Annotated in this window: 19 protein-coding genes and 4 tRNA genes; all 23 read right to left on the reverse strand. The window is 64.0% G+C overall.

The genetic code is table 11. The features are described from left to right. Window position 1 precedes the first annotated feature (1 nt). Window positions 2-523, reverse strand: coding sequence for an RrF2 family transcriptional regulator (locus DW178_RS06380; RefSeq protein WP_042434577.1), 522 nt, complete (start codon window positions 521-523; stop codon window positions 2-4). Continuing rightward, on the reverse strand, window positions 523-2085 hold the full coding sequence (locus DW178_RS06385) for an ATP-binding protein (protein WP_118350197.1): 1563 nt from the start codon (window positions 2083-2085) through the stop codon (window positions 523-525). Before DW178_RS06385 ends, DW178_RS06380 begins: the two co-directional genes overlap by 1 nt. Window positions 2086-2368: 283 nt before the next feature. After that, window positions 2369-3082, reverse strand: coding sequence for an HAD family hydrolase (locus DW178_RS06390; protein ID WP_118350198.1), 714 nt, complete (start codon window positions 3080-3082; stop codon window positions 2369-2371). A 51-nt stretch (window positions 3083-3133) separates the two neighbouring features. Next, window positions 3134-4999 carry an ABC transporter ATP-binding protein gene (locus DW178_RS06395; protein ID WP_118350199.1) on the reverse strand — a complete coding sequence of 622 codons (1866 nt, stop codon included), beginning with the start codon at window positions 4997-4999 and terminating at the stop codon, window positions 3134-3136. Further along, window positions 4996-7161, reverse strand: coding sequence for an ABC transporter ATP-binding protein (locus DW178_RS06400; RefSeq protein WP_118350200.1), 2166 nt, complete (start codon window positions 7159-7161; stop codon window positions 4996-4998). Before DW178_RS06400 ends, DW178_RS06395 begins: the two co-directional genes overlap by 4 nt. Next, a complete protein-coding gene (locus DW178_RS06405) occupies window positions 7152-7799 on the reverse strand; it encodes a MarR family winged helix-turn-helix transcriptional regulator (protein ID WP_118350201.1) in 648 nt (215 codons plus the stop codon). Before DW178_RS06405 ends, DW178_RS06400 begins: the two co-directional genes overlap by 10 nt. Before the next feature lie 376 nt (window positions 7800-8175). Next, a tRNA-Asp gene (locus DW178_RS06410) sits at window positions 8176-8252 on the reverse strand. Between the two features lie 26 nt (window positions 8253-8278). Beyond that, window positions 8279-8355: transfer RNA gene (locus DW178_RS06415), tRNA-Asp, on the reverse strand. Between the two features lie 26 nt (window positions 8356-8381). Continuing rightward, window positions 8382-8458, reverse strand: a tRNA-Asp gene (locus tag DW178_RS06420). A gap of 26 nt (window positions 8459-8484) precedes the next feature. Further along, window positions 8485-8561 (reverse strand) — tRNA-Asp (locus DW178_RS06425). Between the two features lie 349 nt (window positions 8562-8910). Further along, window positions 8911-9621, reverse strand: coding sequence for a TIGR03936 family radical SAM-associated protein (locus tag DW178_RS06430; RefSeq protein WP_118350202.1), 711 nt, complete (start codon window positions 9619-9621; stop codon window positions 8911-8913). 1 nt (window position 9622) lies between these two features. Then, window positions 9623-11611 (reverse strand): TIGR03960 family B12-binding radical SAM protein, encoded by a 1989-nt coding sequence (locus DW178_RS06435; protein ID WP_118350203.1) that lies wholly within the window; start codon window positions 11609-11611, stop codon window positions 9623-9625. Between the two features lie 25 nt (window positions 11612-11636). Then, window positions 11637-12761: a hypothetical protein gene (locus DW178_RS06440; protein WP_118350204.1), complete on the reverse strand. Its 1125-nt coding sequence runs from the start codon at window positions 12759-12761 to the stop codon at window positions 11637-11639. 15 nt (window positions 12762-12776) lie between these two features. Continuing rightward, window positions 12777-13976 carry an FtsW/RodA/SpoVE family cell cycle protein gene (locus DW178_RS06445; RefSeq protein ID WP_118350205.1) on the reverse strand — a complete coding sequence of 400 codons (1200 nt, stop codon included), beginning with the start codon at window positions 13974-13976 and terminating at the stop codon, window positions 12777-12779. Between the two features lie 15 nt (window positions 13977-13991). Further along, window positions 13992-16157 (reverse strand): penicillin-binding protein 2, encoded by a 2166-nt coding sequence (gene mrdA, locus DW178_RS06450; protein WP_118350206.1) that lies wholly within the window; start codon window positions 16155-16157, stop codon window positions 13992-13994. A gap of 9 nt (window positions 16158-16166) precedes the next feature. Continuing rightward, entirely contained in the window at window positions 16167-16691 is a 525-nt protein-coding gene (mreD, locus tag DW178_RS06455; RefSeq protein WP_118350207.1) for a rod shape-determining protein MreD, read from the reverse strand. Window positions 16692-16693: 2 nt separating this feature from the next. After that, window positions 16694-17698, reverse strand: coding sequence for a rod shape-determining protein MreC (gene mreC, locus DW178_RS06460; protein ID WP_118350208.1), 1005 nt, complete (start codon window positions 17696-17698; stop codon window positions 16694-16696). Between the two features lie 15 nt (window positions 17699-17713). Beyond that, a complete protein-coding gene (locus DW178_RS06465; RefSeq protein WP_042434605.1) occupies window positions 17714-18769 on the reverse strand; it encodes a rod shape-determining protein in 1056 nt (351 codons plus the stop codon). Between the two features lie 285 nt (window positions 18770-19054). Then, window positions 19055-20350 carry a Ni/Fe hydrogenase subunit alpha gene (locus tag DW178_RS06470; protein WP_118350209.1) on the reverse strand — a complete coding sequence of 432 codons (1296 nt, stop codon included), beginning with the start codon at window positions 20348-20350 and terminating at the stop codon, window positions 19055-19057. A 13-nt stretch (window positions 20351-20363) separates the two neighbouring features. Next, window positions 20364-21146, reverse strand: a complete 783-nt coding sequence (locus DW178_RS06475; protein ID WP_199669255.1) for an NADH-quinone oxidoreductase subunit B family protein — start codon at window positions 21144-21146, stop codon at window positions 20364-20366. Between the two features lie 15 nt (window positions 21147-21161). Further along, the gene (locus DW178_RS06480) at window positions 21162-22073 is read right to left on the reverse strand and encodes an FAD/NAD(P)-binding protein (protein WP_118350211.1); all 912 of its coding nucleotides are present in this window, start codon (window positions 22071-22073) and stop codon (window positions 21162-21164) included. Further along, a complete protein-coding gene (locus DW178_RS06485; RefSeq protein WP_118350212.1) occupies window positions 22063-23100 on the reverse strand; it encodes a 4Fe-4S dicluster domain-containing protein in 1038 nt (345 codons plus the stop codon). The genes DW178_RS06480 and DW178_RS06485 overlap by 11 nt, the downstream gene beginning before the upstream one ends. A gap of 206 nt (window positions 23101-23306) precedes the next feature. Continuing rightward, window positions 23307-23711: a nucleoside-diphosphate kinase gene (gene ndk, locus DW178_RS06490; protein ID WP_118350213.1), complete on the reverse strand. Its 405-nt coding sequence runs from the start codon at window positions 23709-23711 to the stop codon at window positions 23307-23309. Between the last annotated feature and the right edge of the window lie 16 nt (window positions 23712-23727).

Genomic DNA, 23727 nt, shown 5'->3' on the forward strand with positions numbered 1-23727 from the left:
CCTACGACTGCGCTTCCCCGATAGCGGGTTGCGCGCCGCAGCCGCCGCACGCGTCCACCGGGCAGGACATGCGGGCCGTAGGAGGCGCCGAATCGATGGCCTTCCTGATGACGGGGTGCCGGCCACCCTGCTCCATGAGCTCCTTGAGCGTGATGGAGTCGAAATAGCTGTTCAGCAGGCTGTCCGCGCCCATCCACAACTTGTTGTACGAGCACCCTCCGCGACGCTTGCAATACTCGGCGTCCACCGCGCACAGCGAGACGCTGACAGGCCCCTGCACCGCCTCGAGCACCTCGAGCAGCGTGATCTGAGCCGGGTCGCAATCGAGCGCAAGGCCGCCGCGCGCGCCGCGCACCGTCTTGATAAGCCCGCCTTTCACCAGGTCGTGCTGGATGCTGCGCGCAAACGCGTACGGGATGTCCTCCTGCTCGGAGATGTCGGCGACCGACACGTACGAGTCGCCGCTTTCGTATGCGGCCTCCAGGATGCGAAGCGCGTAATCGCAACGTCGCGTGATATCCATTACTGCCCGTCCCCCTTCAACAGGTCGTCCAAATGGTCGAGCTCCCTCCTAAAGTCATCGACCACCGCTTGCTCGAGCGCCTTGTACTCCGGCGAATCGAGCGGCTGATATGCAGCCAGCTTATCGAACAGGTTGTCCGTAGTCACCGGAATGTAGCGCCGCTTGGTGAGGCTGTCCTTATATGCTTCCTCGATGGCCTCACGCGCCGCCATGTGCATATCGAAACGCGGCATGCCCTGCGAGAACCTGACCAGCTGATCGCGGTCGACGCCGCGCACGGACGGATGCTCGCGGGCGATCTCCATCCAGATGTCGGCACGTTCCTTCTCGGTGGGATAATCGATGTCCACCGCCGAGACCGGTCCCAGCAGATCGAAGAAATACGGGTCCACGTCGTTACCGAGCGCCGAAGTGCACAGCACGAACACATCAGGGTCGTCGGCCGAGGAGCGGATGAGGTTGACCGCCTCGCGCGCGCCGCGCGAAAGCGTGGACATGATCAGTCCGCCGATATCCTCGGGTTGATCGAAGGCGGGCGCCGCCCACAGGTCGATGTCCTCGATGACGAGCACCGCCGGCTCCTCGAAGGCGTTGCGAGCCTGGTTGAGCTTGGGCTGGCGGTCAGCCTGGGCCATGACGCACAGCACGGGCATGCCCTGCATGTTCTCCTCCATGCGCATGCGCAGCACCGGAAGCCCCAGCTCGCCGCAAGTGGCCATCATGAACTGGTTGGCGTCCTCACGTGCTGGGCTGCGGATGAGCAGCGCGTCGCACGCGGGCATGCGATCGAGGCCGTGGCGCACGTTGAGCTGGCGAACAAGCTGCTGGAACTCGGGATCCTTCTGCATGCCGAGGCCGAGCGAGCGCACCGAGCGCACCGCCTCGTCAAAGCCCACGAGCTCTTTATAGGTGAGATGCTCGATGGGAGCGAGCACGGGCTGCGCGGCAGCCGGCGCAGGCGCGGGCTTTCCCGCGGGCGTCTGCGGCTTTTCAGACGGCGCCGGGCCGGCGGCCACGGGCCGCTCCCCCGCGGCATCCACGCCGGCCGTCGGGGCCACGGCATTTGCAGCCGCGTCGCCTTCGGGCTTGCCGGCGCCTCCGGGCACGCCCGGAGGCGTGAGGTGTTCCACGCGCAGCATGCGCGGTCCGCCCTCGCCCATCATGTCCTGCGAGATCATGTCGGTCATGTCCTCAAGCTCGTCGCGAGACAGCCCGAACTCCTCGAGCTTGGCAAGGGCCAGCTCCTGAAGCTGGTCCGCGCAGGCGGCCACCTCGTCGCTGGACAGGTACGGCTCCATGCGCTCGAACACGTATTCGGCGATGCTGCGCTCCTTCAAGGTGCACGCCAGACGCCATGCGCGCTTCAGGCCGGCAATGGCGGCTTCGGAGGGCACAGCGCCCTCGGCTGCCTGACCGCGCTCGAACGCCGCCAGGTACAGATGCAGCGCCAGCATAAGGTTCCCCTGCTCAGCAGCCTGTTCAGCGCTGTTCAGGTATCCGGAAACGGAGCTGGACGGCTCATCGCTTCGGCTGGGCATATCGTTCATGTCGTTATCAAACATCGACCCAACCTCCTTCAAGTGTCAAAATAGCTATAGTTCGGTATCATTTTACCGGAAGCGGCCACAATGCGGCCGCAAGCCAAGAAATCGAAACAAACCTGTCACCCGGGCAAGCTAAGGCGAGCCTGCCATGTGGGGACGCAACGACGGCCCCATCGGCAGAACACGCCGATAGAAGCCGTTTCTCCAGCGCACCGCAAAGCCCCCCGTCGCCCGTAACAACGTGAGCAGCAGACCCCACCCAAGCGCTACAGACGATTCCCGGGAACATGCCCGAAAGCGTTTACCACTCAAGCACCTGATAGCCGCGTTCGCGGGCGGTGCGCCCAAGCGGGCGGTCGGGGCATACGGCGAACCCCTGCTTGGCGCCGGCGAGCAGGGCGCGATCGGAGTGATGGTCGCCATAGGACGCTGCCAGCTCCCAGCCGCCTTCGCCCCACTTCGCGTTGGCGAAACGGCGCAGCTCGATCATCTTGCGGTCGCCTTCCACCGGCACGCCGTCCACCTCGCAAGCGTACGTGCCGTCATAGTTCACCTTCATGCGCGTGGAGATCTGGTAATCGAAGGGCAGGTCCCGCATGGCGCGCTCGATGATGGGCTCGAAGGTGGCCGATACGCATATCACCGTAACGCCCTGCTCGTGCCACGCATCCATAGCCTGCCTGGCCTGCTCGCGCACATGCGGGGCCACGCATTCGTCATAGAAATCATGAAGGAAGGCGTCCACCTCGGCCTTGGGCTTGCCGGCGAAGGCGCGGAACACCAGCCCGCGCACCCACGCCTCGTTCTGCGGCAGGCGCAGCTTGTACGCCGCGGCCCACAGCCCGATGCGCAGCAGCACCGTGGGGTTGAGCATGTGAAGCTTTGCAAGATGCTTCACCAGCATGACGGGCGAGTTGCCGTCAAGCGAAGTGCCGTCGAAATCGAACGCGGCAAGCCGCACCGGGCCCTCCCCGTTGCGGCTTGCCGTCTGCATTGCCTCTGATTGTGCGGTCATGTGCGCGCGCCTTCGTCCCAAGCCGAGCCGAGCCGCGCGCCCCTCTGCACGCTACTCGTCTTCGACGTCGTCCTCCTCGAACTGAGAATTATACAGTTCAGCGTACACGCCGCCAAGGGAAAGAAGCTCCTCGTGCGTGCCCTGCTCAACGATGTCGCCATGCTGTAACACGCAGATAAGGTCGGCGTTTTTGATGGTGGACAGCCGATGCGCGATCACGAACGATGTGCGACCCTCCATCAGGTTGTCCATGGCCTTCTGGATGCGCTCCTCGGTGCGCGTGTCAACGCTTGAGGTGGCCTCATCCAAGATGAGCATACGCCTGTCGGCCAAGATGGCGCGGGCGATGGTGAGCAGCTGGCGCTGACCTGCGCTGATGTTGCTGGCGTCCTCGTTGATCACCGTGTCGTAGCCATGCGGCAACGTGGTGATGAAATGGTGCACGTACGCCGCACGCGCCGCTGCCTCCACCTCGGCGTCGGTGGCGTCGAGCTTGCCGTAGGCGATATTATCGCGCACCGTGCCGTTGAACAGCCACGTGTCCTGCAGCACCATGCCGAACTGGTTGCGCACGTCGGTGCGCGAGAACTCGCGGATGTCGGTGCCGCCCAGGCGGATGGCGCCCGCGTCAACATCGTAGAAGCGCATGAGCAGCTTGACCATGGTGGTCTTGCCCGCGCCGGTGGGGCCCACCAGCGCCACGGTCTGACCCTGGCGCACCTTAGCGGAGAAGTCGCCGATGACGGGCTTATCGGGATCGTAGCCGAAGCGCACGTGATCGAACTCCACGTCGCAATCCACGTCGGCGGCCTTGGCCGTGGGCTTCTCCGCCTCAAGCTCGGGCTCCTCCAGGAAGGCGAAGATGCGCTCGGCGGCCGCGGCCATCTGCTGCAGCACGTTGCCCACTTGCGAAAGCTGCGTGATGGGCTGCGTGAAGTTCTTCACGTACTGGATGAACGCCTGAATGTCGCCGACGGTGATGACGCCCTGCACGGCCAGCACGCTGCCGGCCAACGCCACGCCCACATAGCCCAGGTTGCCCACGAAGTTCATGATGGGCTGCATCAAGCCCGACAGGAACTGCGATTTCCAAGCGCTTTCATAGAGTTTCGCATTGGTCTTACCGAACGTCTCGGCCACCGCCTGCTCGCGATTGAACGCGCGCACGATGGCATGGCCGGAAAACGTCTCCTCAACCTGGCCGTTGATGGCGCCGAGCATGGCCTGCTGTGCCCTGAAGTGCTTCTGCGATGCCTTCACAACGGTGAAGATGAGCACCAAGGACACAGGCAGGATGAGCATGGTGATGCCCGTGAGCAGCGGGTTGATGGTCAGCATCATGATCACCACGCCAACGATGGTGGTGGCCGAGGTGATGAGCTGTGTCACGCCCTGGTTCAGGCTTTGGCCGAGCGTGTCCACGTCGTTGGTGATGCGCGAGAGCGTGTCGCCGGTTGAGTTGCGCTCGAAGTACCCCACGGGCATGCGGTCGATCTTCTCGGCGATGGCGCGGCGCAGCCCGTAGCAGGTGCGCTGCGAGACGCTCGTCATCATCCAGCCTTGCACGAAGCTGCACACCGCGCTGACCAGGTACAGCACCAGCGTCGCCGCGATGATGCCGGCGATGGCGTCGAAATCGATGCCGCCGGTGCCGCCCACCTTCGCCACCAAGCCCTCGAACAGCTCCGTGGTGGCCTGCGAGAGCACCTTCGGGCCCACGATGTTGAACGCCGCCGACCCGATGGCGAAGATGATGGCGAGCACGAGCGCCGCCTTGAACTGGCCCATGAAACGCACCAGCTTGCCGATGGAGCCCTTGAAGTCCTTGGCCTTCTCACCGGGCATCATGCGCGCGCCCGGCCCGTGCGGCCGGCGGCGCTGCGTGACCTTCTTCAGATCCTCGTTGTTCGCGCTCATCTCGCATCACCTCCTTTCAGCTCATCTTCCGATAGCTGCGACATGGCGATCTCGCGATACTCCTGGCAGCTTTCCATCAGCTGCTCGTGCGTGCCCGCCCCCACGACGCGACCGTCATCGAGCACCACGATCTGGTCGGCGTTGAGCACCGTGGAGATGCGCTGCGCCACGATGACCACGGTCTTCCCGCCCAAACGGCTGGAAAGCTCATGACGAAGCGCGGCGTCGGTCTTGTAGTCGAGCGCGCTGAAGCTGTCATCGAACAGGTACGCGCGCGCATCGGTGGCAAGCGCGCGGGCTATGGCCAGACGCTGGCGCTGACCGCCCGAGACGTTCGTGCCGCCCTGGGAGATGGGGGTTGCCAGCCCCTCGGGACGCTCGGCGATGAACTCGCTCGCCTGCGCCACATCGGCGGCCGCGCGGATGCGGTCCTCATCGGCATCGTCGACGCCGTAGCCCACGTTGGAGGCGATGGTGCCGCTGAACAAAAAAGCCGCCTGGGGCACATAGCCCAACTGAGCGCGAAGGGCATGCTGGCTGACATCGCGCACGTCGACGCCATCGACGGTGATGCGGCCCGACGTGACGTCATGGAAGCGCTCCGCCAGCTTGAGCACCGTGGACTTGCCGCTGCCCGTGGAGCCGATGATGGCCGTGGTCTTGCCCGGCTCGCACGTGAAGCTGACATCCTCGAGCACGCACTCGGCGCCGTCGGAGTACCTGAAGCTCACGTTCTCGAAGGCGATGCGCGCGCCCGGCAGCCCGTTAGCGCCGAGCAGCGCGTCCTTAGCCTTGCCAGGGTCGGGGTCGGCAATGGAGGGCTTGCATTCGAGCACCTCATCGATGCGCTGAGCGGCCACATCGGCGCGCGGCAGCATGATGGAGAGCATGCCGATCATAAGGAAGCCCATGATGATGACCATGGAGTAGGTGATGAACGCGATGAGGTCGCCGGTTTGCAGATTGCCTGCATCGATGGCGTGGCCACCGAACCAGATAATGCCCACCGACACCAGGTTCATGATGAGCATCATGAGCGGCATCATGAAGGTCATCACGCGATTAGTGAACAGCTGCGTCTTCATCAGGCGCGTGTTCGCCTCATCGAAGCGCGCCTCCTCGTGCTGCTCGCGGCCGAACGCGCGGATGACCGGCAGGCCCGTGAGCAGCTCGCGCGACACCAGGTTCACCCGGTCGATGAGCTTCTGCATGATCTTGAACTTCGGCATGGCCACCTTCATGAGCACGCCCATAATCACCGCGATGGCGGCAACCGCCGCGATGATGATCCAGCCCATGGACAGGTCGGTGCGCGCGATCATGATGATGCCGCCGATAGCCAGGATAGGCGCGTAGAGCACCATGCGCAGCAGCATGACGGTGACCATCTGCACGAGCTGCACGTCGTTGGTCCCGCGCGTGATCAGCGATGCGGCGCTGAACGACTGGATCTCGGCATCGGAGAAGCCGACCACCTGGTTGAACAGGCGTTCGCGCAGGCTGCGTCCCACCTTGGCCGCCGTGCGCGACGCCAAAAAGCCCACCATGACGGCGATGACCATGCCGAGCGCAGCAAGGCCGAGCATCTTCGCGCCGGTTGCCGCCAAATAGTCCATCTGCATGGCGTCAAGGTCGTAGCCCAACTGCTCATACTCGGCACGAGCGGCGGCCAAACCCTGCTGCGCGATAAGGGTATCGGCCATATCGCCCATAGATCCGCGCGCGCGGTCGAGCATGGCCTGGATGTCGTCTTTGCCGATCATGCCCTGGTCGTACGCGGCTTTCACCTGGTCAAGATCCAGCTCGGCGATTTGGTCGGCATAGCAGGTCACCGTCATGGGAAGCGCCATGGCGTCGTCGAGCGCGGCGCGATCACGCTTGCCGGATTCCGTCAGCGAATACGTGCCGTCTTCGTTTTGCGCATAAGCGTCGGCGAACATCTGCTCATCGGATTCGGGAAGCATCATGGCCACCAGGTCATGGGTGCGCCCGGTAAGCTGCTCGGCGGCCACGTCCTGCACGCCCTGCTGCTGGATACCCGTATCGACGATGTCGGAGGTGTAGTTGGGCAAGGCCAGGTCGCACGCAGCCTGCACACACAGCAGCACCACGATGAGCAGCACCACCAGCTTGTGCTGGGCAAGGTTCTTGATTATGCGCATGGGTGCCCGCCTTCCGCGGAAGCGGTTTGCGAAGAGACGTCAGCAGCAGAAAAGGCAGCACCCGCGTCCATAGCCGTGCCTACCGCGTGGGATGAGGCCGCACCCGCTTGACCGGCGTCTGCAGTGGAAGCGGGGCTTGCACCAGCGCTCGCTACCGGGCAGCCGGCTTGCGCGCAGCCGTTCTGCTGCGCCCGCACCGCCTTGCAAGCGGGGAGATCAACCAGACGCTCCACGATGCGAACGAGATGCTCGGCATCTTCGGGACCGAGATAGGTGAGCACCTCGTCGATCATCTGCTCATGCAGCTCGCGACCGCGTGCGCTGAAGGCACGGCCGTCCTCGGTAAGATGCACCGTGACCGCACGGCTATCGCCCTTGTCGCGTTGACGCGTGATAAGGCCCTTCTCCTCAAGCGATTTCAAGGTCTGGGACACGGCGCTCGGAGTTGCCTGCCCGCACTTGGCGATGTCGCCGGATCGAACCTTCCTCCCCTCGCCCTCAAGGCGGGAAACCGCCATGATCGCGTACATCTCCGCCGGCGTGATGCCTTTGGGCGTCGGCGGCTCTTGACGTTGCTTTCGCATTCGAGCTGCGGCATTGAACAAACGGCGGCGCAATCCAGCTGCGGTATCGTCCACGCGAATCTCCTTTCGATACTGAATTGTTTAGCTGCTTAATGTTTAGCCCCTAAACCATAGCACGAGCCAAGGAGTTTCAATCGAAACATCGAAAGTATGTTGGAAAGTCCATATACCGTATCCGCCAAACTACCGGAAACGCAGACGCCTGGGGAAGCGAAGGAAAGCAACAAGGCGAGAGTTCGATTCATGGGGGCGAACAAAAGCGATGCGCCTGTCGTCTGACGGGTTCCCGCCCCTATTGATACTCGGTGGTCAAGGCAAGCAACGTGACCATCGGCCGCATACCCTCACCTTGGTTAATGTTCAACGGCTACAGCGAACAAACCCGAAAATATGAAAAAGCCCAGCCAAATGGCTGGGCTTGAACAATCGATGGCGGGATGTACGAGACTTGAACTCGCGACCTCCGACGTGACAGGCCGGCGGTCTAACCAACTGAGCTAACACCCCGCTGGTGCCTGGGCTGCTGAAAAAGATGGCGGGATGTACGAGACTTGCACTCGCGACCTCCGACGTGACAGGCCGGCGGTCTAACCAACTGAGCTAACACCCCGCTGGTGCCTGGGCTGCTGAAAAAGATGGCGGGATGTACGAGACTTGCACTCGCGACCTCCGACGTGACAGGCCGGCGCTCTAACCAACTGAGCTAACACCCCACTGGTGCATGTGCTGCTGAAAAAGATGGCGGGATGTACGAGACTTGAACTCGCGACCTCCGACGTGACAGGCCGGCGCTCTAACCAACTGAGCTAACACCCCGTTCAGCTGCGAGAAAGTACAATACAGCAGTTAACGATTCGATGCAAGTACTATTTTCAAAAAATTGGCGGTCCGGCGGTTTTCCACTCGTAACGACACATTGCGACAGATTCTGGCCCGCGTGGGGAAGCCGAACTCAAGCCGAAAATCGAACAGTCTTCCAGAGCCCACCCTAGCGGCAGCCATCCTAACGCCGTCGAACAGCCTCCCGGCGACTGCCCTAGCATCGGCCGCCCTAGCATCGACGCCGTGCCCGACCCCGATCATGGCAATACGCGCAAGAGCGCCTCCCATCCCGCAATGCACAAGAAATGGGAGGCGACTCAAGGGCGTTCGTCGTTTATTCAGCCTATTTCGCCCGCTGATCGATGCGCGTCATGGACAGCACGCGCAGCGGCTGGTCATCGGCGGGCGGCTCGATGGACTGCGTCCAAGCGTTGTCCACCAGAAACGCCAGCGGAACCTCCTGCTCCTGGCCATCGGGTGCGTTAGCCTGATCAAGGCATGCGGCCAGCAGCTTGTCGGGGCGAAGGCTGCCCATAGGCTTCTGTTCTAAGGTGAACGTCAGCGACGCCCCCTCGAGGAGCATCTCCCCCACCAGGAAATCGGCCACATCGAGCACTTTCTCCTTCTTCTTGCGGATGATATGCACCTGCTCGGGCACCGGCAGCTGCGCCGGCGCGGCCGACAGCAGCGCACGATACGTGCTCAGCGGGAACGCCGCCGAAGCCGCAGGCGCCTTCGGCTCGATGTAAACGCATTCCTTCACCATAAGGTCGGGGACGCTCTCCTTCTGCAGGGCGAGCAGGGCCTCCTCGGGACGCACATAGCGCAGAAGTTGCAGGTCGACCATCTCGTGCGTACCGCCCACGCCCACGGGCAGCGCGGCGCCGAACGCGATCTTCATGTGCGGGCTGAAGCCCTGCGACACGGCGAAGGGAAGCTGGGCGCGACGTACGGCGCGCTCGATGGCGCGCGCCACCTCAAGGTGCGACAGCAACGCCAGGCGACCCTGCTTGGCGAACGTGATGCGCATGCGGAACGTCTGCTGCTCGGCCATGCTACTCCCCTTCCTCGGCGGTTTGCGGACCGGCGGCGGGCTGTCCGCTTGCGGCCTGCTCGGCGGCTACGGCCGCAGCCGCACCCTCTTCGCCAGCCTGTTGCGGGCGAGCGTTCGACCCGCCGGCGATGCGCGGCTGCGCCAGCTGGTTGTCGATGCCCAAGCCCGGGCATGCGCCGCATGCGGCGCAGCGCTCGAAGGTGCAGTCCGGCGTGGTCTTCTCCGCCGCGGCCTTCTTGCGCTCATGCGCCAAAAAGCGCGTGGACACGCCCGTGGAGATATGTTCCCAAGGCATGACGTAGCTGGTGTCGTAGGACGTCTGCGCGACAGCGGCGGGGTCAAGACCCACCTCGACGGCGGCATCGCGCCATGCCTGCTCGCTAAAGTGCTCGGTCCATGCGTCGAAGCGCGCGCCGTGACGCCACGCGGATTCCACCCAGGCGGCGGCAGCGCGCCCGCCGCGGCTCATGACGGCTTCGACGAAGCTGGTGGACGGGTCGTGCCAGTGCACGTCGATGGCGCGATACTTCACGCTGCGGCGCAGAAGGGACACGCGGCGCAGGGCCTCTTCCGGGGCGATCTGGCCATCCCACTGGAACGGCGTCTGAGCCTTCGGCACGAACAACGCACACGACACCGACATGCGGATGTTGCCGCGCTGCTCGACCGGCACGGCCTTCTTCGCCCTATCGTAGGCGCGCTGCACCAGGCTGGCGATGCCCTTGATGTCGTCATCGGTCTCGGTGGGCAGGCCGATCATGAAGTACAGCTTGCAGCGGCGCCAACCGGCGCCGAAAGCCGCGTCCACAGCGCCGAACAGGTCGTCTTCGGTCACCTGCTTGTTGATGACGTCGCGCAAGCGCTGCGTACCCGCCTCGGGGGCGAACGTCAGGCCGCCCTTCTTCTGGCCGGCCACCAATCCCGCCATATCCACGCCGAAGCTGTCAAGGCGCTGGGAAGGCACGGAGATGCGCACGCCCTTGCCCTGGAACCGCTTGTTCAAACGCGTGAGGACATCGGCGATCTGCGAGTGGTCGGTGGAGGACAGCGAGGTCAGGCTGACCTCGTCATAGCCGGTTTGCGCCAGGCCGCACACCACCGAGTTCACGATGTTGTCGGCGGAGCGCTCGCGCACCGGGCGGTACATCATGCCCGCCTGGCAGAACCGGCAGCCGCGGGCGCACCCGCGCAGCACCTCCACGTTGAGGCGGTCCTGCACCACCTCGGTGAACGGCACGATGCACGGTTCCCAGCCCGGGCTTTCCGCGAACCCCTCGAACACGCGCTTCTGGATATGCGTGGGAAGACCCTCCTCGACAGGCTCGATCCAGCTGCCAGCTTGCTGCGCCTGCTCCTCATCGCGCCAGCGGTACAGGCTGGGCACGTAGTAGCCGTCCATGCGCGCGATGGCGCGCAGGATGTCGGCACGGCACGCCCCTTCTGCGCGCAGGCGGCGGATGGCCTGCAGGCACTCGGGCAGCGCCTCCTCGCCCTCGCCGATGATGAAGATGTCGAAGAACGGCGCATAGGGCTCGGGGTTGAACGAGCACGGGCCGCCGCCGATGACGAACAGGTCATCCTCGCCGCGGTCCTGCGCATGCAGCGGGATGCCCGCCAGGTCAAGCGCCTCGAGCACGTTCGTGGCAACCAGCTCGTGGGACAGCGTGATGCCGAGCGCATCGAACTCGGCCACGGGCGCGCAGCTTTCGATGGAGAACAGCGGCAAGCCCTCGGCGCGCATGGTGTCGCAGAACTCCGCCGCCGGCAGGAAGGCGCGCTCGGCCACCATGCCGTCCACGGCGTTCACCACGTTCACCAGGATGCGCAGGGCCTGATTGGCCTGCCCCAGCTCGTAGGTATCCGGATACATCATGCAGAAACGGAAGTCCGCCTCGGGTTTGTGCACGCAGCCGAATTCATGGTTCAGGTAGCGCGCCGGTCGTTCGGCGCTCGCAAGCAGCGGCTCGAGCCGCGGCCACAGATCTGTCACTGATACCCCCCTATTGGTAACAAGATTAACGTCGGGAAATGCGGGCGCACAGGCCCGCGGCGGCATCGGTTGCCTTTTGGCGAACGGCTTCCACGGCGGCCGCGCCGTTGTCGGCGGCGGCGCCCGCGGCCTGCTTCGCGGCAGCGGCGATCACCTTGTCGCGCGCGGCGGAAACATACTCGGCGAACTTCGCCACCGTCGGCCCGCCTTCGTAGAACTCCACGGCAGCACGGCCCATGGCGAGCGTGCCCGAATAGCCAACCGCAACCTTCACGGCCCATCCGAGCACCGGCACAGCAGCGGCAAGCTGGCGTGCGACCGCGCGGCATGCGAACGCGCCGCCCACCAGGGCGGCAAGCTCGCGCACGCGCCCGGCGTCGATGGACTGCCCATAGGCCGCGGCGATTTGAAGCAGCATCTTGGCCTGGTTGAGCGTCATCACGGGAAGGTCGGCGCCCGGGATGAGGAACAGCAGCCCCACGCCGGCGTTCTGCACGGACGTGGCGTTGACCGTTTCCAAGGCCAGCGGACGACGAACGAACGGGAAGGCCTGCGCGAACGCCAGGCGCTTGGCACGGCACGCCGCGCACACCCATTGGCCCATGCGCGCATCGAGCGTGGCCCGCGCGTCGTCAATGAGCTCGATGGGCTCGTAGATGCCCACATCGCCGTTTTCCGGCGGCTTGGGCGCGCCCCACGAGGCCGTGATAGCCGGCCCCTGACCCGCTGCCGTGGACACGTGCTCGTACACCTTCGCCGTGAGCTTGGGCGCCACGATGTCCGCCTCGGGGATGGCGCAACCAGCCGCCTTGGCGATAGCCCCCACCAGCTGCGGGAGCGTGGTGACCACCATGGCGGGCACCCCGGCCTTGCGGCAAGCGCGGGCATAGGCGCCCACGTTCTCGTCAAGGCCCGCCACGATGCAGGCCATGTCGTCTTCGGAGCTGGGCGCGAACTCGCGTCCGTCCAGGTAGATGAGCGAAACGCGCGCCGTGTCGGAAGCGCTGGCGAACGCCTGGCGCACATGCGCGGCAACATCGCCCGGCGCCGTTTCGTCCACATAGACGCTTACCGAAAGCGGCGTGGCGCGGGCGGCCTCGACGTTGACGGCCTCTTCCAACAGCGCGCCGATATCAACAGGAAGCTGCATAGGGCATCCTTTCGCTTAATGCTGCTTGAGCGTCGCGTTGTGGGACCACACCGAGCCGATCATGCCCAGCATGAAGAAGTTCACCACCATAAACGACGATCCGTAGCTCATGAACGGCAACGGGATGCCCGTGATGGGCATCAGGCCGCAGTCCATGCCGATGTTCTCCAAGATTTGGAACAGCCACATGCCCACGACGCACATCACGATGACCATGCCGAACAGGTCGCCGGAGCTGCGGGCTATGCGGAAGCTTATCAAAACCAGCGCAGCGTACAAACCGAGCAGCACGAGCGCGCCCAAAAATCCCAGCTCCTCGGCAAGCACGCAAAAGATGAAGTCGGTGGGCGCCTCGGGAAGAAGGCCTAGCGAATGTTGCGTGCCCTGGAACAGGCCCTTGCCGAACACGCCGCCCGAGCCGATAGCGACCTTCGCCTGCTGCAGGTTGTAGCCTTCATCGGTAGTTGCCGTGCCGGACTGGTCCATGAACACGAGCAGGCGGTTGCGCTGATATTGCTTGAGCAGCTTGTACTCGCCCGTGGAGGATTTGATGACCTCGTCTATGGCGAACACCGCCACGACGGCGGCCACGAACAATCCAAGCGTAATCAGCAGGCACTTCGAGTTAGCGCCTCCCATGACCAGGGCGAACGCCGCAATGCACAGATACACCAGACCGGTGCCCAGGTCGGGCTGCGTCATGATGCACGCAAACGGCACCATCATGATGCCCAAGGCCTTCACATACTCGCGCGGATCGTCCAGGTTGCCGCCGTAGCGCGCCATGACCGCGGCATCCATGAGGATGACGGTGATCTTGGCGAACTCGCCGGGCTGGATCTGCATACCCAGCTTGATCCAGCTTCTCGCGCCCATGCCGGCATCGGTGCCGAGCCCCGGTATGTGCGGCGACATGATGAGCACCACATTGATGATAAGGAACAGCGTGGTGTAATCCGACAAGCGCCGGTAATCGAACCGCCACACCAAGATCATGAATACCAAGCCCACGGCAACGCCGCCGAGCTGGCGGCTGTACTGGTAATCGCCGTCCGCGCGGACGGCGGAATACACGATGATCAAGCCGTATCCCACCAGCAACGTGACCACAATGGCCAGCGGCAGGTGCAGCCACGGGAAACGGCGCGGCTTGGATGCAGCCGATGCCGCCGCGTTGGGGCGGCGAAGCGAATCGATTTGCGGTAACTGCGCCATAGCGCCTCCTTCCCATTAGTCCGAACGTCCGCTCGACGTGCCCTTGCCGGCGCCGGCTTCCGACTTGCCCGAAGAGCCCGCGATATCGCCGACCTCCCCATCCGAGGTGTTGGTCGACGAAAGCGCCGCGGCCATGACCTGCGCGCCGATCGGCGCCGCTACCGATGAACCGCCGCCGCCGTGCTCGACGACGCAGGCGAGCACGTACTTCGGATCATCATAGGGGGCATAGCAGGCGAACCAAGCCGTGTCCTCCATATCAGTGTATTCGGCCGTGCCGGTTTTACACGCAACCGTATCCGGGTCGATACCTTGATCGTTGAACAGCTTGGCGATCTCCTCGTTGTCGGTGGTCACTCCGCGAAGCGCGTTGCGCACCACGGCAAGGTCGGCCATGGAGACGTCAGGCGTGTCCAGAACCTGCGGCTGATACGTAAGCGCCACATCGCCGCCGGCGTTGCGCACCTCTTTGAGCAGATGCGGCTTGACGATGTTGCCAGACGCGATGGCGCCGTAGGCTACCGCGATCTCCATGGGCGTGACCAGCACGTAGCCCTGACCGATGCACATGTTCGTATAGTCGCCGCCCTTCCACTGGGCATCCTCGGGAGTGTCGCGGAAATACTCCTGCTTCCATTCGGGCGTGGGAATGCGACCCGAGGTTTCGCCGTTAAGGTCGATGCCGGTGGTTTGATCCAAGCGGTAGCGTTTCAGGAAATCCTGCAGCAACGTTGCCGACTTGCCCTTGTTCGCAGCAGCGTCCCAGAACTTGTAGCCGATGTCGTAATACACGGTATCGCACGAGTTCACGATGCCGCCGCGGAAATCGAGCGTGCCATGGCCCTGCTTCTTCCAGCACTTCTGAACATCGCCCGAGCCGAAACCGTCCCAGCTGCCGGTGCAGTCCCAGGTCTCGGTTGCCGTGGCCATGCCGTTTTCAAGCGCCGCCAAGCCGGTGAACGTCTTGTACGTGGATGCTGCCGGATAGGTGCCCTGGATGGCGCGGTTGAGCAGCGGGCTGAACGCGGCCGAGGATTGCAGCAGGTCCAGCTCGTCTTGCGTGATGCCGCCCACGAACGTGGTGGGCGTGAACGTGGGATAGCTGGAAAGCGCCACGATGCTTCCATCGGTGACGTCCATGACCACCACCGCGCCGCCCGTGCCCTTGCCCGAGCCGATAGCGCCGCCATCAGGGCAGATCATATCGGCAAGCGCCTTGTCGGCCACATACTGCACGTGCGATTTCAGGGTGGTGTGCACATCAGAGCCCTTGACGGGCTGCGTTTCGCTGACCACTTCCACCACGTTGCCCTGCGCATCGGCCATGACCTTGCGCTCGCCATGGTCGCCGGCAAGCAGGTTGTCATACATCTGTTCGATGCCGCTGCGCCCCACCGAGTCTCCCAGCTCAAGGTCGCGGCCCTCGGCCACGCTTGCGATGTCATCGCTGGTCACGCTGCCGGTATAGCCCACCGCATGCGCCGCAAGGGCGCCATGGGGGTAATCGCGCACCGTGCGTGTTTGCACGGTGATGCCCGGAAACGCATCGGCGTGCTCGGCGATGAAGGCGACGTTTCGCATGCTGGCATCGCTTGCCACCACGCGCTGGCTTTGCGCGCCGCTCGTCGCATCGGCGATGCGCTTGCGCACGATGCCGCTCGGTACGCCCAGCACCGTGGACAGACGGGCGACGACATCGTGATCGTTTGCGACGTCGGGCTCGGCAAGCACCGTCAGCGACGTGCGGTTCTTCACGATGACGTTGCCGTCGGCGTCCAGGATGTAACCGCGCGGCGCGGGAGTGTACACCGTGGTGTACTGGTTGTCCTCGGACTCCTTTTTGAAGGAGGCGCCGGAAAGCACCTGCATGCTCCACAGCTTCGTGGCGAGCGTGCCGAAGATCAGGCCGGCAACGACACCCATGGCGGTGAAGCGGCTTTTCAGGTTATCGCCGGGGTTTGCCACCGGCTGCGCAGGCGTTCCTCCGCGGGCGACGCCGCCTGCCGGCACACGATGAGAATCGGGAAGCGAGCTGCTCACGCCCACCGATTGGATGGAGCGAACGTCGCGCTTGACGCTGACGTTCTCGGTTTTCCGGCTGCGAAGCACCGCATAGACCGCCACCAAGATGGCGGCGACCACCAAAAGGGCTACGAAGCCGGCTACGATAGCTGCGAACATGCGCGCCCCCTATCGCAGTTTCGGCGTGCGCAGACCGCGGTCCTGGGCGCCGCCGGCAAGCAGCCGCGCCATGACGAAGTAGACCACCAGACCCACGGCGCAGTCGTAGAGCGCGCACGGAAGGGCGCGGGTGAACAGCGCCTCCAGAGGGTTGGCGGCAAGCCCGCATGCCATGAGCAGCATGCCGTAGCAAAGCTCGGCCAAAAGCGCGCAGGCCGTGAAGATGGCCAGCGGCATGAACAGCGTGTCGTTATCCACCAGCGAGAACACGCGGGAAGCCAAGAAGCACGCGATGACCAGCAGAAGCGCCATGCCGCCCACCGGGCCCGTGCCCGTAAGGTCGTACAGAAGGCCCATGGCAAACGGCAGCACCGGGCCCGCCTCCGTGGGGATGACGATGGCCACGACCAGCGCATAGGCCAGCAGAAAGTTCGGCTGCGCCGAGAACAGCGCCACGGCCGGAGCCAGCGCGATCTGCAGCACGAACGCCACGATAGCGCCCACCACCAGCACCAGGTTGTTCTTCTCGCCCATGGCTAGCGCCCCCCTTCGTTGGATGAATTGCCGTTGCCGGAGTTATCGGAGCTGCTCGAGCTCGACGAGGAGCTGCTCGAACTTCCCGTATTGGATCCGCTGGAGCTATTGGAGCCGCTTGTGGAAGTCGAGCTGCTGGAGGCTATGGAATCCGAATCGTCGTCATCGGATACGCCCACGCTGGAAACCACCAGCACGTCCTCGAGCGTGTCGATGGAATCGTTCGGGGAGACCACGATGCGTCGGCTGGTATCGCCCTGCTGGGCGTCCACCTTCACCACCGTGCCGATGATGAGGCCGCGCGCGTAGCTACCGCCCAGACCCGAGGTGACGATGACGTCGCCGACGTTGACCTCGGCATCGGCATCCAGGTCCTCAAGATACAGAAGGCCGATCAGGCTGCCACGCAGGATGCCCTCGGCGCGGCTGGACTGAACCATGGCCGCGGCGCCGGATTGCGGGTCGGTGAGCAAGCGCACCGTCGCGGTGCTTCCGCTGGCCGATACCACCTGGCCCACCACGCCGGAGGTCCCGATAACCGTTTGACCGGTCGAAATGCCCTCGTTGGCGCCCTTGTTGATGATGACCGTCTGGCTCCATGCCTCGGAGCTTCGGCCGATGACGCGCGCACCCGTGCCCTCGATCTGGTAGTTATCCTTCAAATCGAGCAGCTTCTGCAGGCGCTGCGCTTCCTGCTTATATTCTTCCATCTGGGCATACTGCTGCTCAAGCTGGCTGTTGTACTCGCGCAAGCCCGTCAAGGTGTTCTGGTCGGCCGTGATGTTCTCCATGGTGTCGCCCACCGTGGAGGTTGCGGCCTCCACCGAGCCGCCCACGATGCGCAGCGGGCTGACGGCGCCCGACACCGCCGACTGCAGCGTGTGCAGCGGGCCGGCCGAACCTTCGCGACCGTAAGCCGTGATCATGATGATGCTTGCCGCAATCAAGCCTATAAGCAGCGCTCGGCGCATAAGCGCCGAGCTTTGTTGTTGAAAATTAAGAGCCATAACGTTGAGGCTGTCCTATTTCGATCGCATGAGCGTCTGCTTGAGCGCCTGCGGGGTTTCGAGAACCTTCAGGCAGCCCATGACCACGTTCGTCAAAGCCGTCTCGCTCACCCACACGGGGATCTCCAGCTTATCGGTAAGGTAGCGGTCCAAGCCGGAAAGCAGGCCGCCGCCGCCGGTGAGCAGGATGCCGTTCTGGATGATGTCCGATGCCAGGTCGGGGTTGGTCTTCTTGAACGTCTCCTTGATGTGCACCACCATCTCCTCGCACGGGGCGATGAGCGCCTGGCGGACATCCTCGGATTGGATGGTGACTTCCTTGGGCTGCTCGGTGATGACATCCTGGCCGGAGATGATCATGTCGCGCTCGCGGCCGTCTTCAAACGGCAGGATGGAGCCGATCTTGATCTTGATGATCTCAGCGGTGCGCTCGCCGATCTTGATGCCCAGAAGGTCACGCAGGTGCATGGCGATGGCCTCATCCATACGGTTGCCGGCCAAGCGCAGGCTGGAGGACGTGACGATGCCGCCCAGGGAGATGACGGCCACCTCGGTGGTGCCACCGCCGATGTCGACGACCATAGAGCCGGTAGGCTCGGTGACGGGCAGGTCGGCGCCCATGGCAGCGGCCATAGGCTCCTCGATCAGGTACGCCTGGCGGGCGCCCGCCTGCACGGCGGCCTCGAACACGGCGCGCTTCTCAACAGAGGTGGCGCCGCAAGGGATGCAGATGACGATGCGGGGCTTGGCCTGCCACGGATACTTGCGCGGCGCAGCCTTGTTGATGAACGCGCTGATCATAGCCTCGGTGACGTCGTAATCGGCCACCACGCCGTCATGCAACGGGTGCTCGGCCGAGAACGCATCGGGCGTATGGTTGATCATATTCTTCGCCTCGTGGCCGACGGCCAAGACGCGATGGGTGCTTTTCTCGATTGCGACGACGGAAGGCTCGTTGACGACTATGCCTTCGCCGGGAATGGCGACCAGGGTATTCGCGGTGCCGAGGTCGATGGCCATGTCGCACGACATCTGGCCAGTAAGACCCGAGAAGAAATCCAAGAATGACATGTAGGCAAACCCCTTGTGCTACGTTTCTAGTGAAATCAGATTCTAGCACAGGCGATTTCACCCGGTTTCCCTGCGCATGGAAATCCATCAGGGGTACGCATTAAGGATGACGAAGGGAGCCTGGCGTCATACCGAGCATCAAGGCAAAGCCGACAAGCGCCGAGCAAACCGCACACAGCGCATCGCAAGCCGCTTCCCCATTGCGCCAACAGGGCGCATTCGACCAGCCCCATCAAGAAGCGGCCCGCATTTCGCGGGCCGCTTTCGTTCACACTATTCGGTTTCCTAGTGCACGCTGCAGCTGAAGCAGGGGTCGTAGGCTCGCACGAGCTTCTCGACCTCGGTGCGCACCTCCGACGCCTCCGCGCCGTTGGCGATGAGCTTCTCGGCCAGCACGCGCATGTCCGACTCCAGGTTCGCGCAGTTCTGCGCCGTGGGGGTCATGATGGTGGCGTGCACCACACGGCCGGCGTCGTCGAGCTCGAGCTGATGGAACACCGTGCCTCGCGGCGCCTCTGTGAAGCCCGTGCCCACGCCCGCGCGCACCTCGAACGGCACCGGAACGCTGTCGCCCTCGAACGGACCGTCGGGCTCGGCAAGCTTGCGGCACAGGTCGGCGCAACGTCCCAGCGCGTCGAGCACCTCCACCGCCTGAGCGACGTTGTTCAAAAACGGGTTGCGCTCGGGCGGGCGCAGGCCGGCCTTGGCCGCCGCCACCTTCGCCTCCTGCGACAGCGCGCCCCATGACGCGTTGATACGCGCCAGCGCACCGGTGAAGTAGGTCTTCCCCGTCTGCCTGCAGCGGGCGAACAGCGCCGCGGAATGCGACACCTCGTATTCCTCTACCTGCTCGCAAGCCCTATCGGCATCGAACGTGACGCCTGCATCCAAGAAGCGCGCCCAGCGGCTGTCGGCAACCGGGTAGCGGCCCTCGGCCACCATGGCCATCATGTCGCCCTGGGTGGCGATATCGGGAACGGCGAAGCCGTTGAACAGGTCGACCACCGCACGGGCAAATTCGCGCTCGGCGTCCAGCTTGTCGGCCATGGCCAGGTACTCGTCACGCGTTGGCTCGTGGGTGAAGCCGCCCACCACCGCGGTGATCGGATGGATGGAGCGACCGCCCACCAGATTGCACAGCTGGTTGCCCAACGACTTCAGGCCCAGCGCCTGGTCGAACAACTCGGGGTTGGCCTTGGCCAGCGGGAACACGCTTGCCATGTCCAAAAAGTCGGGCGCAGCGAACACGAACAGGTGCGACGCATGATTTTGCAAGTAGCTGCCGTACACCAGAAGCTCGCGCAGCGCGCGCGTGCGGTCGGTGACCTCCACACCGAAGATGTGCTCGATGGCCAGGATGTCGGTAATCACATGGCTTGCCGAGCAGATACCGCACACGCGGCTGGCGATATACGGCACATCGGCGAATTTGCGGCCCACCACCATGGACTCGAACAGGCGAGCCGGCTCCACCACGTTCATCTCGCACGTTTCCACCGCACCGTCTTTGATGGACAGATGCACGTTGCCATGGCCCTCAACGCGGGCGATATGGTCTACCGAAATGGCGGTCCTCGTCATATCGATTCGTCTCCTATTCGCGCGCCGACTGCACGCGTTCAACCTGGTTGAACAGCGCCAGCGCCTCATCGAAATCGTCCGGGTCCACGCCCGCGCGCTCGCACGCGGCGCGCGCGGCCTCAAGGTTGGCGTCGGGGGAAAGCCCGCGGCATCCGTTGCAAGCCCGCCCGAGGTTCACGCACTTCGCGCCGCATCCGGCAACCGTCACCAAGCCTAAGCACAGCTGGCCTTGGTCGAAGAAGCAGTCGGTGCCGTTGCGTTTGCACTGCCCGCACATGGTGCCCGTTCGGTCGAACTTGTTCGAACCGTACAGCGCGCGCTGCAGCACGTCGATGAAGTCCATGGTGTCGACCGGGCAGCAGCGCACCGTGTGGTCGACGTCGATGACCGCGCCGACCGGGCGCGGCACCACCATGGAACCGCATGCCGCGGGTACGTCCTTGTACACCTGGCTCGGACGCTTGAAGAAGTTGCGCGCCGCGATGCCGGGGATGCCCGCAGTGGCGGCGCAAGCACCCAAGGCGATGACGCACTTGGCGCGCTCACGCAGCTTGCGCACCGTGGCTTCGGATTCCTCGGTGGTCACGGCGCCCTCGATGACGGCCACGTCGAACTCCTCCGGCATGGGCTCGCTCGAAGCCAGCTGCCAATAGCGCAGGTCGATCTGACCGAGCACGTCGGTCAGGTGCTGCTCGACGTTGGTGATCTGAAGCTGGCAGCCGAAGCAGCTGGCAAACCCGACCACCACAACGCGCGGAAGGTCGCGCGCCTGGCGGTCGTCGTTTCCGCATCCCATGTTCGTGCCTCCCATCTACATCGACCCCTGGATGTTCTTCGCTTCCCAATAGTTGAACACGGGCCCGTCGATGCAGCAGTACTGGTGCCCGATCTGGCAGTGGCCGCACTTGCCCATGCCGCACTTCATGTGGCGCTCAAAGCTCATGTAGATATGGTCGTAGCTGATGCCCTTCTTGCGCATCTCGGCGACCACGAAGCGGTACATCACCGGCGGGCCGCACACCGCGCCGAAGGTGTTCGTCGGGCTGATCTCCAGGTGCTCGAAGGGCTTGGTGACCAGGCCCACTTCGCCATCCCACGTGTCGTCAGGGTTGTCGACGGTCAGGTACAGGTCGAAGTCCTTGCGATGACGCCACATCTCGAACTGGTTGCGGAACATGACCTCGGAGGGGTTCTTCGAACCGTAGATGATGGTGACCTTGCCGAAGTCGCTGCGCTCGTCGTGGATGTTGTTGATGAGGCTGCGAAGCGGCGCGATGCCCAGGCCGCCGGCAACCAACAGGATATCGTGACCCTTCATCTCCTCGAACGGGAAGCCGCGGCCGAAAGGCCCGCGGATGCCCACGATGTCGCCGCACTGCATCTTGTGCAGCGCCTCGGTGAAGCGACCGGCACGGCGCACGCACAGCTCGATGAAGCCGCGCTTGGAGGGGCTTGACGAAATGGAGATGGGAGCCTCGCCCACGCCGAAGATGGTCAGCTCGACGAACTGGCCCGGCTCGTGGCGGAACGCCTCGCGGATGCGCTCGTCGATCAGGCGGAACTCGAACAACTTCTCGGTTGCCGTCAACTCGGTGATGGATGTGATGCGCGCCGGCCACGGGCGATACGGGTTGGCGGCCATGAGCTCCTGCCCCGTCATGGCAGCCGGCTCATCGTGGTACGGCGATACGACCACGGGGTTGAAATCGGTGTTAGCAGGCACCTTCGGCCCCCTTCTTCTCGAAGAACTCCAGCACGCGAATGGGGTTGATGTCGGCCTTGCACGCCTTCACGCAGCGTCCGCAGCCCACGCACAGCATGCGGTCGTAGGTGGCCAAAAAGCCGTTGAGCTTGTGGTACATGCGGTGGCGCACGCGCTCGCGGCCCGTGGGGCGGAAGTTGTGACCGCCAGCCACCACGGCGAACTGCGGCGAAGTGCACGCATCCCAGATGCGCTGACGCTCGCCGGTTTGGCCGTCAGGGTCGAGCACGTCCTGGATATCGAAGCAGAAGCACGTCGGGCACACGGCGGCGCAGGCGTTGCAGGCCAGGCACTTGCTGCCCAGCTCCTCCCAAAACGGGTCGGAATGGAACGCGTCCATGAGCATGGCCACGTCCTGGATCTCGGGGATCTCGGGATTGAACGCCGCCTGGCGCGCACGCGTGGCATGGCGGAACTCGATGCGGTCCTCGTTGGTGGCATCGCGCAGGTCAACGGCGGACTCCAGGATGTTGGCGGCCTCGACGCTGGAGATGCTGACCAGGAACTTATCGCCCAGACGATGAAGGAACAGGTCGTAGCCGAAACGCGCCTCGTCGGCATCCCACAGGTTGCAGAAGCAATCGGAGTCGGGGCTGCACGACACGCCCACGATCAACGTGGCGGCGCGGCGGGCCTTATAGTACGGATCGGGATAACGCCCGTCGCGGAACACCAGGTCCAAGCGGTTGATGGCGTTGATGTCGCACGCATGGGCGCCGAAGATCACGCGCGGGACCACTTCCTCCTGGAAATCGGCCACCTCGTTGGTGGCGGCGTTGTACCGCATGAGCGTTTCGGTGGGAGGAAGGAAGTAGCGCTTCGGCGATGCGAGCGTGGTGTCGTAGGCCAGGTCCATCTCGTCAGGCGAGCTGATGGCCTCGAACGAATAGTGCGCACCGCGCTTCACAGGGGCCACGACCTCGTAGCCGTCCATGAATGCCGACACCAATGCGGGTAGCTCCGCGGCGTCGAAAACTCGATAGAGCATGTTTCATCCGTTTCTCGTCTTACGGCATTGCGGGCTCCGATAACGCAAGCACCCGCATGGTGCTTGCAAGCGGCACGGCCACCCCCTTAAGGCAGCGTACCGATGGCAACACGCGTGAACAGTATTCCAGCATCCCGCCTAATCAAAAAGCCCTTTGCCCGCTTGAGCGGGCAAAGGGCCTCCAAAGATGCAGGATGCCGGTCGGCTTATGCGAAGAAGATGCCGATCTCGCGCTCAGCGGACTCCGGGGAGTCGGAGCCGTGAATAACATTCTCGTCCATAATCAGACCGAAATCACCGCGAATCGTGCCGGGGGCAGCTTCAGCCGGATTAGTGGCGCCCATGAGGGTGCGCACCTTGGAGACGGCGCCCTCGCCGGAGATGACCATCTTCACGACCGGGCCGGAGGTGATGTAGGAGATGAGGCCGTCGTAGAATGGCTTGCCCTCGTGCTCGGCGTAGTTGGCCTTGGCCTGGTCAAGCGTCACCATGCCCAGCTCCATGCGCTCGACGGTCAGGCCGGCGCGCTCGAAGCGGTTGACGATCTCGCCGATGTGGCCGTTGCGCACACCGTCGGGCTTGATCATGCTGTAGGTCTTCTGGATAGCCATGATTGGTACCTTTCTT

The organism is Eggerthella sp. AM16-19 (genome assembly GCF_003474385.1).
Taxonomy (GTDB): domain Bacteria; phylum Actinomycetota; class Coriobacteriia; order Coriobacteriales; family Eggerthellaceae; genus Senegalimassilia.

What these genes read in the sequence shown, in the direction of transcription:
- ndk (WP_118350213.1), bottom strand. Translation starts at nt 23,711, where the DNA reads ATGGCTATCCAGAAGACCTACAGCATGATCAAGCCCGACGGTGTGCGC.
- DW178_RS06390 (WP_118350198.1), bottom strand. Translation starts at nt 3,082, where the DNA reads ATGACCGCACAATCAGAGGCAATGCAGACGGCAAGCCGCAACGGGGAG.
- DW178_RS06395 (WP_118350199.1), bottom strand. Translation starts at nt 4,999, where the DNA reads ATGAGCGCGAACAACGAGGATCTGAAGAAGGTCACGCAGCGCCGCCGG.
- mreC (WP_118350208.1), bottom strand. Translation starts at nt 17,698, where the DNA reads ATGGCTCTTAATTTTCAACAACAAAGCTCGGCGCTTATGCGCCGAGCG.
- DW178_RS06445 (WP_118350205.1), bottom strand. Translation starts at nt 13,976, where the DNA reads ATGGCGCAGTTACCGCAAATCGATTCGCTTCGCCGCCCCAACGCGGCG.
- mrdA (WP_118350206.1), bottom strand. Translation starts at nt 16,157, where the DNA reads ATGTTCGCAGCTATCGTAGCCGGCTTCGTAGCCCTTTTGGTGGTCGCC.
- DW178_RS06440 (WP_118350204.1), bottom strand. Translation starts at nt 12,761, where the DNA reads ATGCAGCTTCCTGTTGATATCGGCGCGCTGTTGGAAGAGGCCGTCAAC.
- mreD (WP_118350207.1), bottom strand. Translation starts at nt 16,691, where the DNA reads ATGGGCGAGAAGAACAACCTGGTGCTGGTGGTGGGCGCTATCGTGGCG.
- DW178_RS06465 (WP_042434605.1), bottom strand. Translation starts at nt 18,769, where the DNA reads ATGTCATTCTTGGATTTCTTCTCGGGTCTTACTGGCCAGATGTCGTGC.
- DW178_RS06385 (WP_118350197.1), bottom strand. Translation starts at nt 2,085, where the DNA reads ATGTTTGATAACGACATGAACGATATGCCCAGCCGAAGCGATGAGCCG.
- DW178_RS06470 (WP_118350209.1), bottom strand. Translation starts at nt 20,350, where the DNA reads ATGACGAGGACCGCCATTTCGGTAGACCATATCGCCCGCGTTGAGGGC.
- DW178_RS06430 (WP_118350202.1), bottom strand. Translation starts at nt 9,621, where the DNA reads ATGGCCGAGCAGCAGACGTTCCGCATGCGCATCACGTTCGCCAAGCAG.
- DW178_RS06400 (WP_118350200.1), bottom strand. Translation starts at nt 7,161, where the DNA reads ATGCGCATAATCAAGAACCTTGCCCAGCACAAGCTGGTGGTGCTGCTC.
- DW178_RS06485 (WP_118350212.1), bottom strand. Translation starts at nt 23,100, where the DNA reads ATGCTCTATCGAGTTTTCGACGCCGCGGAGCTACCCGCATTGGTGTCG.
- DW178_RS06475 (WP_199669255.1), bottom strand. Translation starts at nt 21,146, where the DNA reads ATGGGATGCGGAAACGACGACCGCCAGGCGCGCGACCTTCCGCGCGTT.
- DW178_RS06380 (WP_042434577.1), bottom strand. Translation starts at nt 523, where the DNA reads ATGGATATCACGCGACGTTGCGATTACGCGCTTCGCATCCTGGAGGCC.